At 69.0% G+C, this 11,633-nt stretch carries 10 protein-coding genes; 6 read left to right on the top strand and 4 right to left on the bottom strand.

The annotated features are described in order from the left end of the window. Positions 1 to 251: 251 nt before the first annotated feature. The gene (locus AMS65_RS08270) at positions 252 to 3,035 is read left to right on the top strand and encodes a M1 family aminopeptidase (RefSeq protein ID WP_157502159.1); all 2,784 of its coding nucleotides are present in this window, start codon (positions 252 to 254) and stop codon (positions 3,033 to 3,035) included. 121 nt (positions 3,036 to 3,156) lie between these two features. Then, complete coding sequence (locus AMS65_RS08265; RefSeq protein ID WP_053383706.1) at positions 3,157 to 3,966, top strand: ParA family protein; 810 nt, start codon at positions 3,157 to 3,159, stop codon at positions 3,964 to 3,966. A gap of 50 nt (positions 3,967 to 4,016) precedes the next feature. Here the strand turns inward: AMS65_RS08265 and AMS65_RS08260 are convergent, their stop codons facing one another. The 4 genes from AMS65_RS08260 to AMS65_RS08245 all read right to left on the bottom strand — a co-directional run bounded on the left by AMS65_RS08260 (position 4,017) and on the right by AMS65_RS08245 (position 7,525). After that, entirely contained in the window at positions 4,017 to 4,619 is a 603-nt protein-coding gene (locus AMS65_RS08260) for a MerR family transcriptional regulator (protein WP_083451569.1), read from the bottom strand. A gap of 155 nt (positions 4,620 to 4,774) precedes the next feature. Next, positions 4,775 to 5,452 (bottom strand): transcriptional regulator FtsR, encoded by a 678-nt coding sequence (gene ftsR, locus AMS65_RS08255; protein ID WP_053383705.1) that lies wholly within the window; start codon positions 5,450 to 5,452, stop codon positions 4,775 to 4,777. 1 nt (position 5,453) lies between these two features. Beyond that, entirely contained in the window at positions 5,454 to 5,918 is a 465-nt protein-coding gene (locus tag AMS65_RS08250; RefSeq protein ID WP_053383704.1) for an FHA domain-containing protein, read from the bottom strand. A gap of 125 nt (positions 5,919 to 6,043) precedes the next feature. Then, positions 6,044 to 7,525: a helix-turn-helix domain-containing protein gene (locus AMS65_RS08245; RefSeq protein ID WP_053383703.1), complete on the bottom strand. Its 1,482-nt coding sequence runs from the start codon at positions 7,523 to 7,525 to the stop codon at positions 6,044 to 6,046. Between the two features lie 145 nt (positions 7,526 to 7,670). Here AMS65_RS08245 and aceB point away from each other — a divergent pair, with 145 nt between their 5' ends. The 4 genes from aceB (at position 7,671) to AMS65_RS08225 (ending at position 11,577) form a co-directional block, all read left to right on the top strand. After that, on the top strand, positions 7,671 to 9,323 hold the full coding sequence (aceB, locus tag AMS65_RS08240; protein ID WP_075200921.1) for a malate synthase A: 1,653 nt from the start codon (positions 7,671 to 7,673) through the stop codon (positions 9,321 to 9,323). A 195-nt stretch (positions 9,324 to 9,518) separates the two neighbouring features. After that, positions 9,519 to 10,271 (top strand): DUF1266 domain-containing protein, encoded by a 753-nt coding sequence (locus tag AMS65_RS08235; protein WP_053383702.1) that lies wholly within the window; start codon positions 9,519 to 9,521, stop codon positions 10,269 to 10,271. Next, a complete protein-coding gene (locus AMS65_RS08230; protein ID WP_053383701.1) occupies positions 10,259 to 10,444 on the top strand; it encodes a hypothetical protein in 186 nt (61 codons plus the stop codon). Before AMS65_RS08235 ends, AMS65_RS08230 begins: the two co-directional genes overlap by 13 nt. Continuing rightward, complete coding sequence (locus tag AMS65_RS08225) at positions 10,441 to 11,577, top strand: ankyrin repeat domain-containing protein (protein WP_241489385.1); 1,137 nt, start codon at positions 10,441 to 10,443, stop codon at positions 11,575 to 11,577. Before AMS65_RS08230 ends, AMS65_RS08225 begins: the two co-directional genes overlap by 4 nt. The last annotated feature ends 56 nt before the right edge of the window (positions 11,578 to 11,633 follow it).

Raw genomic sequence — 11,633 nt, 5'->3', positions numbered from 1 at the left:
GCCATTCCCGAAGGCGTACGAGACGCCGCAGCGCGGTGTCTCGTACGCGCGACCCGGCAGGCCGGCCGTCTCCGTCCGACGTCCCCCTCCTCGCAGACCGTCTCCATAGAACGACTGGAGGGGTGCAGAACAGCGGCCTCATCAGCGACTTCCCACCGAAACATTCACCCAATAGGTTGGTCGCAACCTGCGCGGATCGTCATCGTCGACCCCCCGGGTCACCACTTACACATCTCCGTCCGAAGGATGCCATGAACATCACCAGACCAGATAGCGGCGTGCGCACACGCCGCTCGCTCTCAGGAGCGGCAGTGCTCGCGCTCGCTGCAGGGTTGCTCGCACTGCCCGCATCTCCCGCCTTCGCCCACGAACCCATCGATGGTGCTCGCACCTCCGGCGACGCCATGTTCCCGAACGTCGGGAATGGCGGCTACGACGCGCTGGACTACGACGTCGCCATCGCGTGGTCGCCCGACGAGACCCAGCCCGGACCTCCCCCGTCCGGCCCGCATCTCCTCGCGGGCAGCATCTCTGCGGCGACGACCACGATGACCGCCACCACGTCCGAGCACCTGCGCTCGTTCTCGCTCGATTTCGAGGGTATGGAAATCGACTCCGTCCTCGTCAACGGAGAGCCCGCGGAATGGACACGCGACATCGACGCGGCGGCGATCAAGTACAAGCTCATCGTCACGCCAGAGGAACCGGTGAGCGGTACCTTCACTACGACGATCGGCTATCACGGCAAGCCCGTGGCGCACATCGACGCCGACAACTCGCAGGAGGGGTGGAGCGCCACCACCGACGGCGCCGTGCTGCTCGGGCAGCCCATCGGCATGATGGCCGGCTACCCCCACAACAACACCCCGGCCGACAAGGCGAGCTACACCTTCACCATCGACATCCCGAGCCAGCTGTCGACCGCTACGGGTGCAGGAACCTCTGCCTCGGCCGCCGTCAGCAATGGCGAGCTCGTCTCGCGCACGACGTCGGAAGACGGACAGCGCACCACGTGGAAGTGGCGCCAGAACAAGCAGATGGCGTCCGAACTCGCAGTGATCGGCATCGGGCGCTACGACGTCATCGAGGGCGACATCACCCTGACAGACGGCCGTGTCATCCCGAGCTGGTCGTTCATGGATTCGACCCTCTCCACGGCGAACAAGACGACGATCACCAACCGTGTCGCCCAGCTGGAGACCCTCACCCAGAACCTCGAGAAGGTCTACGGACCCTATCCGGGCAACAGCACTGGGGTGATCGTCGACACGGTTCCCAGCGCCATCAACTACGCGCTCGAAACGCAGGATCGGTCCTTCTTCCCGTCCGCGAATTCCGTCGGGGGCAACACGCTCATCCACGAACTCGTGCATCAGTGGTACGGCAACAACGTTTCGCCGACCACCTGGACCGACATCTGGATCGCGGAGGGCATGGCGACCTGGGGCCCCACCCACTACAACAGCGCGGCCGGCTTCGGCAGCGGCAACTCCACCGAGCAGACCTACTTCAACTCGTGGAACGGCACCGCGCCGACGAGCGCCAATTGGAACATCCCCCCGGGCGCGCAAACCGATTCCTCGCGCCTCTACAGCTACCAGACCTACACCCGCAGCGCGCAGTTCTGGGAGGCGCTGAAGATCGCCATCGGCGATGACGCCTTCTTCACGCTCGTCAAGGAGTGGCAGGCACGTCACGCAGGCACCAGCGTCACCGGAGCGGACCTGAAGTCGCTCGCCGAGGATCTCTCGGGCCGCGATCTGACCGCGTTCTGGGAGGACTGGATCCTGACCCCGGGCAAGCCCGCCTGGCCCGAGAAGCTGACCGTGACGCTCACCACCCCGGACCGCGAGGAGGCGCTCGAGCGCGGCGACGAGGTCGAGTACACGCTCACCGCGGCGAACACCGGCAGGATCCCGCTCGCGACCTCGGTAGTGACCATCGATGCGACCTCGCTGCTCAACAGCGCGACGCTCGCGGACCCGCTGCCCGAGGGCCTCACCCTCGACGGCAAGACGCTGTCGTGGGCGGTTCCCGCCACCGCGACCGGCGCCGACGCCTCGGTGACCTTCTCGGCGACCGTGCGCAGCTCGGCCTCCGGCGGCACGCTCGACGCAGCCGCGCACGTGGCCACGCTCGGCGGCACCTGCACCGAGTGCTCCACCTCGCTCGCGGTGACCGAGTACGCACTGGATCCAGCGCCGAAGCCGGCCATCTCGGGTGAGCCCCGCGAAAGCCTGACGCTCACCGCCAAGGCGTCCGGCTGGCCCTCGGGCACGGCGCTCGCCTACCAGTGGAACGTCGCGGGCAAGGCGGTCGCCGGCGCCACCGGCGCGACCTTCGTCGTGCCGGCCTCCGCAGTCGGCAAGACCGTCACCGTCACCGTCACCGGCACGAAGGACGGCTTCCTGCCGACGACCGCGACGAGCGATCCGACCGCGCGCGTGCTGAAGATGCCGTTCCGCGACGTGAACGCCTCCTCGAAGTTCGCGAAGGAGATCTTCTGGATGTCCGACAGCGGGCTGTCGACGGGCATCAAGAAGACCGATGCGCAGGGCAACGTCTACTCCGTGTACGAGCCGAAGGCCAACGTGACCCGCGAGGCGATGGCGGCGTTCCTCTACCGACTCGATGCGCCGCAGGGTTACCAGCCCCCGCGGACCTCGCCGTTCTCCGACGTGCGGACGACCGACAAGTTCTACACCCAGATCGCCTGGATGTACGAGACGGGCCTGTCGACCGGCATCCGGAAGGCCTCGGGCAAGCCGGCCTATGCGCCGAAGTCGACGATCACCCGCGAGGCGATGGCGGCGTTCCTTTACCGCATGAACGCGCCGAAGACGTACCTCCCGCCGAAGACGTCTCCGTTCGCCGACGTGCGTCCGGGAGACAAGTTCTATCGGGAGATCTCGTGGATGCATGCGTCGGGCGTCTCGACCGGCATCAAGCAGCCCAGCGGCAAGCCGGCCTACGGGCCGTCGAGCAGCGTCACCCGCGAGGCCATGGCCGCGTTCCTCTACCGTTCGGAGCACTGACCGCAGTCTCGAGCGATTGAAGCGCCGTGCTTCCGGGGAGTGCGCCCCGGAAGCACGGCGCTTCTCCGTTCCCTGCGGGTGGTCTAGGCACGGCACAGCTCGAATCGACTAAACTTGTCGCGTGCATGTATTGAGTGTGAGTTCCCTCAAGGGCGGGGTCGGCAAGACCACCGTGACGCTCGGCCTCGCTTCGGCGGCGTTCTCCCGCGGCCTGCGGACGCTGGTGGTCGATTTCGACCCTCAGTCCGACGTCTCGACGGGACTCGCGGTCAACCCCGAGGGCTTCGCGAACGTCGCAGACGTGCTCGAGAGCCCCAAGGAGAAGACGGTGCGCTCGGCGATCGCCCACAGCGGCTGGAACGAGTATCACGAGGGCGGGGTGATCGACCTGCTCGTGGGCAGCCCGTCGGCCATCAACTTCGACGGCCCGCATCCCTCGACGCGAGACATCTGGAAGCTCGAGGAGGCGCTCGCCGTGGTCGAGTCGGAGTACGATCTCGTGCTCATCGACTGCGCGCCCTCGCTCAACGCGCTCACCCGCACGGCCTGGGCCGCGAGCGATCGTGTACTCGTGGTCGCCGAGCCGAGCCTCTTCGCCGTCGCCGCGACCGACCGCGCCCTGCGCGCGATCGAGGAGATCCGCCGCGGCGTGAGCCCCCGCCTGCAGCCGCTCGGCATCCTCATCAACCGCACGCAGCCGCAGTCCATGGAGCATCAGTTCCGCATCCGCGAGCTGCGCGAGATGTTCGGCCCGCTGGTGCTGAACCCGCAGCTGCCCGAGCGCCCGTCGCTGCAGCAGGCCCAGGGCGCCGCGAAGCCGGTGCACATGTGGCCCGGCGAGGCCTCTCAGGAGATGGCCGCGAACTTCGACCTCGTGCTCGACCGGATCCTCCGCTCCGCGGGCATGGACGCCGCACGCACCTCCAAGTAGGCTCGAGGACGCTCCCGGGCGGATCTCGCGTTCCGCGGGGGCCTCGCCCGCTAGGAGATCTTCTTGCGGCCCTGCCGACGAGCCGCGAGTTCGTCCGTGGTCGGCTCGACCTGCTCGCGGTGCTCGTCCATGTCGACGAGCGAGCTCTCGACCTCGCGGAGCACCTTGCCGACCGCGATGCCGAAGACGCCCTGCCCGCGGCTCACGAGGTCGATCACCTCGTCATTCGACGTGCAGAGGTAGACGCTGGCGCCATCGCTCATGAGCGTGGTCTGCGAGAGGTCGTGCACGCCCGCCTCGTGCAGCTGCGCCACCGCCGTGCGGATCTGCTGCAGCGAGATGCCCGTATCGAGCAGGCGCTTGACGAGCTTCAGCACGAGGATGTCCCGAAACCCGTAGAGGCGCTGCGACCCCGATCCCTTGGCCCCTCGCACGGTCGGCTCGACGAGACCCGTGCGCGCCCAGTAGTCGAGCTGCCGGTAGCTGATACCGGCCGCTCGCGCAGCCGTGGCACCCTTGAAACCGCCATCCTGGTTGGGGCGCGGAAGTCCGTCGTCGAAGAGCAGATCGGAATCGATCGAGAGCGGCTGAGCACCCGGAACTGGCGTCGACGGAGAGACCGCGTCACCGGACGGCTGCTGGGTGTGCTCCATCGTGTTCCTCTCTCCGCGGCGCCGCATGCACGTGCGCCGAACTCCATCAACGCTACCCAGATGAACACCCCCGTGCAACGACCGCCGACGATCAATTTCAGCGTGTCGACCTCTACCTGAAGTTGAAGGTTGAAATCACGCCGATCGAGCACCGTTCAGAAGCTGCCGAACCGCCTGCGCAACACGCCGGAGCGCACCGTGTCGAGGTATCCCGCGAGTTCGAGAGCCCCCTCTGTACCCGCGGGAGTGCCGTTCTTCATACCCCGCGTCGAAACGGCGTGCGAGATCAGCTCCGCCTCTCGTTCGGCCGAGACGCGCAGCGAGCGCAGATGCCGCGGAGTGATCCCCTGCTCGGCGAGCTTGAGGAGCGCGGACAGCTGGGCGACCGCATCGTGCGGGAACACCTCGGCAGCGGGCAGCAGCCCAGCGGCGATGGCCTCGCCCAGGAAGCGCGCGCTCGCACCGGTCGAACGTCGCAGCTCCTCGCTGCTCAGCACCCGCTTCGGTGCGAGAATGCTCGACGCGCTGCGAGACGCAGCGCCGGGGATGAGCGGGTCGCGTCCCGCGTCCATCTCCTCGAGCAGCTCGGCGATCACCTTGAGCGGCAGATAGTGGTCGCGCTGCAGGGTGAGGATCAGGCGCAGACGCTCGATGTGCTCCTGCGAGAACTTGCGGTACCCCGACTTGGTGCGTTCAGGCGTGACGAGGCCCTGCTCCTCGAGGAAGCGCAGCTTCGACGGAGTGAGGTCGGCGAAGTCGTCCTGCAGGCGCGCGAGCACCTGGCCGATGCTGAGAAGACCCGGAGCTTGCTGGCTGGCCTGTGCGGCCGCCATGCTAGGCGTCCTCGCCCAGGTCGAAACGCGAGGCGAAGAAGGTGAAACGGAATTTGCCGACCTGCACCTCGGCGCCGTCTTCGAGCTCGATCTCGCCGTCGATGCGGGCACCGTCGCAGAAGGTGCCGTTGAGCGAGCCGAGATCGACGACCGAGAACCCCGTGCCGCGACGGTGGAACTCCGCGTGCTTGCGGGAGACCGTCACATCGTCGAGGAAGATATCGACGGCCGGATGACGGCCCGCTACGGTGACATCCTGATCCAGCAGGAAGCGCGCACCGAGATCCGGTCCGCGACGCACCACGAGCAGAGCGGCGCCGGAGGGCAGCGCTTCGACCGCCTCGCGCTCGTCGATCGTCAGATCGGTCGCCCGCGTGCGGATCATCGCACCGAGATCATCGCGGAACTGCTGAGTGGAGCGTACCTCGGTGTTGTCGGCGCGACGAGCATGATTCTCACTGTTCACGTCATCACCCCTTCTTCAATCTCGAACGGCAGCGGGCCGTGCGGCCCTGTTCCTCTACGCTATCGCAGCGGCGGGCGGCCGCGCACCTCCGTAGCGGAAAAATCGGACGGGGATCTTCGTCGGTCTCACTCGTGCGATTCGAGAAAGGCGTAGACCTCGTTCGAGTCCACTCCGGGAAAGGTCCCGGTGGGCAGTGCGGCGAGCAGACTGGTCGGGGTCGCCGCCTCGGGCCAGGCGGCCGCCTCCCACTTGCGGGTGAGGTCGCTCGACGCGCGCCGGCAGCACCGGTCATCGGGGCAGAACGACTGCGAACGGTGCGGGGTCTCACGCCCGCGGAACCACTTCACGTCTTCGAAACGCACCCCGACGCTCACGGAGTACAGGCCCTCCTTCGCCTTCTCCACGCGCGAGGTGCACCAGTAGGTGCCGCCCGAGGCCATGTCGGTGTACTGGTACCAGGGGTTGAAGCGGTCGGGCTGCGAGAACACCGTGCGCGCCGTCCAGTTGCGGCACACCGTCGCGCCCTCGAAATTGCCCAGCGCGTCGGACGGGAAACGCACGCCGTCGTTCTCGTAGGCCTTGATGAGCGTGCCCGACTCGTGCGCCTTCATGAAGTGCACCTCGAGACCGAGGCGCTCCGTGGCGAGGTTGGTGAAGCGGTGGGCGGCCATCTCGTAGGAGACCGCGAACGCGTCGCGCAGATCCTCCATCGAGATCTGACGCTGCTGCTTGGCCTCCGAGAGCAGCGACACCGTCGCCTCCTCCGGCAGCAGCACGGCGCCCGCGAGGTAGTTGGCCTCGACGCGCTGCCGCAGGAAGTCGCCGTAGTTGCGCGGCTCCTCGTGACCGCACACGAGGCTCGCGAGGGCACGCAGGATCGGCGCCCGCGCGTCGCGGGAGGGCAGGTTGCTGCTGAGATAGATGCGACCGTTGCGACGATCGATCACCGACCGCGTCGAGTGCGGCATGTCCGACACGTAGTGCAGGCTGAATCCCGACTTCTCGGCGACGTTCGAGACGGTCTGCTGCGAGACGGGCCCCCCGGTGTAGCCCACGCTGTCGAGCAGGCTGGTCGCCGTCCGCTCGAGGTCGGCGAAGTAGTTGCCCGCCACTCGCATCTCCCGCCGCAGCTCGGTGTTCGCCCGGCGCGCCTCCTCCGGGGTCGCGGCCCGCTCGCGATGCAGTCGCTCCACCTCCTGGTGCAGCCCGAGGATCGCCTGCAGCGTCTCGTCGCTCGTGGCCTTGGAGACCCGAATGGGCTGGATGCCGAGGGAGCGGAAGACGGCCCCGCGCTGCGCGCGCTCCACCGCGATCTCGAGCGCCGCCCGCTCGTTCGGCGCCTCATCGACGAGCAGTTCGTCGACGGTGGAGCCGAGCGCGGCGGCGAGCGCGCGCAGCAGCGGCAGCCGGGGCTCGCGCTTGCCGTTCTCGATCGCCGAGAGCTGGGAGGGCGCGCGGTCGACCGCCGCGGCCAGCTGCTCGAGGGTCATCCCTCGCCCGGTACGCCGCTCGCGGATGCGCCGGCCGAGCGTAAGGGCGTCGCCGCCCTCCTCCGCTTCGATGTCCGCGCCGCGGGGGGTGCCGACGCCTGTTTCGAGAAGTGTCATGCACCCATGGTGCCAGAGCCGCATTATTCCGGCAAGCAGAATAAATCGAGAATTTCACCCCCGGAATCGCTCTATTCGGAGGGTGCGGCGCCCCCAGGATGGAACTACACCGCATCAGCACACCTCTCACGCAAAGGACCAGATCATGACCACCATGCAGGCGGCTCCGCAGTCCACGTCGACCGCCATCTCCTCCGGCACCGCCCGCATCGAGGTGCTCGGCCGTCCCTTCGACCGGAGCGACGAGATCCTCACCCCCGAGGCTCTGCAGTTCCTCACCGAGCTGCACCACCGCTTCGCCAGCACCCGTCATGAGCGGCTCGCCGACCGCCAGCGCCGCCGCTACGAGATCGGCAACGGACGCGATCCGAAGTTCCGCGACGACACCCGCAGCATCCGCGAGGATGCGAGCTGGCGCGTCGCCGGTGCGGGCCCGGGGCTCGAGGACCGCCGCGTCGAGATCACCGGCCCCACCGACCCGAAGATGACCGTCAACGCCATGAACTCCGGCGCGCGCGTGTGGCTCGCCGACCAGGAGGACGCCACGAGCCCCACCTGGCACAACGTGATCGGCGGACAGCTGTCGCTGCACGACGCCATCCGGGAGCAGCTCGAGTACACGAGCCCGGAGGGCAAGGAGTACCGCGTCACCGCGGAGCGCACCCCCACGATCGTGATGCGCCCGCGCGGCTGGCACCTCGTCGAGAAGCACATCCGCTTCGTCGACGCGCAGGGCCAGGCGGGGGCCGCCTCCGGCAGCCTCGTCGATTTCGGCCTCTACGCCTTCCACAACGCCCGGGAGCTCGTCGAGCGCGGCCGCGGCCCCTACTTCTACATCGCCAAGCTCGAGTCGAGCGAGGAGGCGAAGCTGTGGGACGACATCTTCACCTACACCGAGCAGGCGCTCGGCCTCGATCACGGCACGATCCGCGCGACCGTGCTCATCGAGACCCTGCCCGCCGCGTTCGAGATGGAGGAGATCCTCTACGTGATGCGGGATCACATCGCCGGCCTCAACGCCGGCCGGTGGGACTACATCTTCTCGATCATCAAGAACTACCGCGGCCGCGGCGCGCGCTTCGTGCTCCCGGACCGCAGCGAGGTCACGATGACCGTGCCCTTCATGCGGGCCTACACCGAGCTGCTCGTCAAGACCTGCCACCGGCGCGGGGCGCACGCGATCGGCGGTATGAGCGCGTTCATCCCGAACCGTCGCGATCCCGAGGTCACGGCTCGCGCCGAGGAGAAGGTGCGCGCCGACAAGCACCGCGAGGCGAACGACGGCTTCGACGGCACCTGGGTGGCGCACCCGGATCTCATCCCGGTCGCGCAGGCCGAGTTCGACGCGGTGCTCGGCGGCCGCGCCAACCAGGTGGATCGCCAGCGCGACGACGTGGAGGTGACCGCGGCGCAGCTGCTCGACGTGCGCATCGGCCGCGACATCACCGAGGCCGGGGTGCGCGACAACGTGTCGGTCGGAATCCGCTACATCGAGGCGTGGCTGCGCGGCCTCGGCGCGGTGGCGCTCGACAACCTCATGGAGGACGCCGCGACCGCGGAGATCAGCCGCTCGCAGATCTGGCAGTGGATCCACCAGGACCAGTCCACCGCCGAGGGAACGCCGATCACCCGCGACTGGGTGGCCGGGCTGGTGCGGGAGGCCGTCGCCGGTTTCGATCGTTTCGAGGGAGACCGCTACGACGACGCCGCGGAGCTCTTCGCCGACGTCGCGCTGGGCGACGACTTCCCCACCTTCCTGACCGTACCGGCGTACAGCCGCTACCTCGTGGACGGCTGATCGCGTCGCGAGCGCACGGACGGGAATGGCCCTGGGGATATCCGCCCCGGGGCCATTCCCGTCCGTGCGCTCGCCTCTGGCCTGAAGACGCGATCGTGCCCTAAGATGGCGCTGGGGTCGCCCGAACCGCACGGTCCGGACGATAGTGAGGGAGAACCACCGCAGATTCTCGTCGAGAGGCAGCTCCCACCGCTCATGAACCCCATCACCAGCCCCGAGCGGCTCCTCGCGCACACGGAGCACCCGGTCGATTCCCGCGAGGCAAACCTGCTGGCGCTCGGCATCCAGCAGCTCGTCGCCGCGGGGAGCCCCTGGAACGACCCGACCGCGAGCACGCTCTCCGAAGCGGAGCAGCAGCGAGTGCGAGAGGACTGGCGGCTGCACACCACCGCCGACCTGCTCATCGCGGCATACGACCTCGTCAATCACCGGCACCGTCGCCCGCAGTGGAGGCACCTGCTCGAGCTGCGCGTCGACGCCGGGCGCGCCACCCGCGGCGCGGCGCGCTCGTCGGCCCGGCTATGGGATCGGGCGCTCGAGCGCGCCGGGATCGACGGGAACGACGCGCGCAGCTTCGTACGCGCGGTGCTGGCCTACGAGGACGGGGTCGGAGAGCACGCGTTCCCGCCGGACGAGCCGGTGGTGAGCCTGGACGCGTACCCGCTGGGCCAGGCGGTCGCCGTGAGCGTCTGGGGTGTCGGCCTGGGCCTCCTCTCCCAGACGGAATCGCTGCGACTCATCGGCTACGTGAACGCGATCGCCCGGCACGAGTTCGACTCCTGGGAGGCGTTCGGCCGCAGCTATGCGCTGGGCTCCGCGATGGTCCCGAACGACGGGGCGTTCAGCCGCCGCGGGCTGCGCCGGGCCGTCGCGGCCGCGGGGATCATGTCGGACGCACTCGACGCGACGCTCGACGGCCCCTGGGCGGTGCTCCCTTGGCGCATCTGAACGGATCGGAGCCGCACTCCCGCGAATACCTGCTCACCGGCCCCTTCGTCGACCGGTGGACCGACGACGGCCTGACGCGGTGCAAGGATCCGAACGCGCCGAACCTCGTCTGCATCGGCTTCGCACCCGCTCCCTCCCCCGGTCGCGACGCGCGGTTGGGGCTCCCCTCGTGAGGCCCGCCATCGGAACGGCCCCGCCGCCCCTCCGCCCGGCCGAAGCGCGAGAGCCGGGAACGGGGAAGCGCACCGGGCGACGGCTGCCGGGCGGCTTCGACAAGATGCTGCGCAGGGCTTCGATCGACGAGCTCACGGCGGTGTTCGACACGCGCCCGCTCGACGCGCGCGGAGGCCAGACCAGAACCACCGCCATCGGGTTCCCGGATTGTCCGGACGAACTGGTGATCTGGCTGGTCGAGCACGGGCTCGATGTCGACACGGCCGACGAGCACGGCGCGACCCCGCTGTGGGAGCGCGCCGCTGCGGGCCGCGCCGAGCAGATCCCCCTGCTGCTGTCGCTCGGAGCCGATATCCAGCGCGCGCGGCGTCGCGGCGGTACGCCGCTGCACGCCGCGGCGGCGCGCCAGAAGCCCGAGACCACACGGGCGCTCCTCGCGCACGGCGCCGATGTCCGCGCCGTCGACGACTTCGGGGAGACGTCGCTGCTGCGCGCGCTCAGGTCCACCGCCAACAGCACGATTCCCGGTATGGCCCGGGTGGCCGAGCTGCTCCTCGACGCGGGCAGCGCGGTGACACCGGAGATGCGCGCGGCGGTCGAGCGCATCGGGAGGAACTTCGAGCTCCATCGTCCGAGCTTCAGCGCGGCCCTGCTGCCGAAAGCCGACGCCGGGCTCCGCGAGCTGTACCGGCTCTTCGGCACGGCACCGATGCAGACCCGGATGCTGCACGACGGCACGGCACCGATCCCCGTACCCGCGGGGAGCTGGCAGGACAGGCACCAGGCGTTCTGGGAGCTCCTGGTGCCGGCGAGCGGAGCGGCCCGGACCGTGCAGGGCGAGGTGATCCGGATCACCGGGAGAATCGCCCGAGAGATCCTCGACAATCGGAGCCGGAATTGGGATCGCGATTTCAGGAGCATGCTCGGCGCGCTCCCCGCCCATCTCGACAGCGGGTCGCCGCTCCCCGAGGGCGACCTCGCCGAGGCGCTGCGGCTCACGAGCGCGCTCCGCTCGGGGCGCGGAAACGAGCAGCAGGTCTACCGTCTGAGCGAACTCGCGGTCGCCTGGGTCTGCACGAACCCCGAGCCGGCACCGCTGCGAACGGTCGCCGATGCGCGGTGGCTGCCGTGATTCCGGTGCGGAACCTGCCTCTCCCGGTAGGACCCTGCGACCCTACCCGATACTCT

Origin of the sequence: Leucobacter celer subsp. astrifaciens (assembly GCF_001273835.1) — a bacterium.
Taxonomy (GTDB): Bacteria; Actinomycetota; Actinomycetes; order Actinomycetales; family Microbacteriaceae; genus Leucobacter; species Leucobacter celer.
Note: the sequence above shows the minus strand (reverse complement) of the source record. Positions and strands in the feature narration are given on the sequence as shown.

Bases quoted from the DNA above. Each gene is read 5' to 3' on its own strand.
- AMS65_RS08245 (WP_053383703.1), bottom strand. From the start codon at position 7,525: ATGACACTTCTCGAAACAGGCGTCGGCACCCCCCGCGGCGCGGACATC.
- aceB (WP_075200921.1), top strand. From the start codon at position 7,671: ATGACCACCATGCAGGCGGCTCCGCAGTCCACGTCGACCGCCATCTCC.
- AMS65_RS08270 (WP_157502159.1), top strand. From the start codon at position 252: ATGAACATCACCAGACCAGATAGCGGCGTGCGCACACGCCGCTCGCTC.
- AMS65_RS08235 (WP_053383702.1), top strand. From the start codon at position 9,519: ATGAACCCCATCACCAGCCCCGAGCGGCTCCTCGCGCACACGGAGCAC.
- ftsR (WP_053383705.1), bottom strand. From the start codon at position 5,452: ATGGCGGCCGCACAGGCCAGCCAGCAAGCTCCGGGTCTTCTCAGCATC.
- AMS65_RS08260 (WP_083451569.1), bottom strand. From the start codon at position 4,619: ATGGAGCACACCCAGCAGCCGTCCGGTGACGCGGTCTCTCCGTCGACG.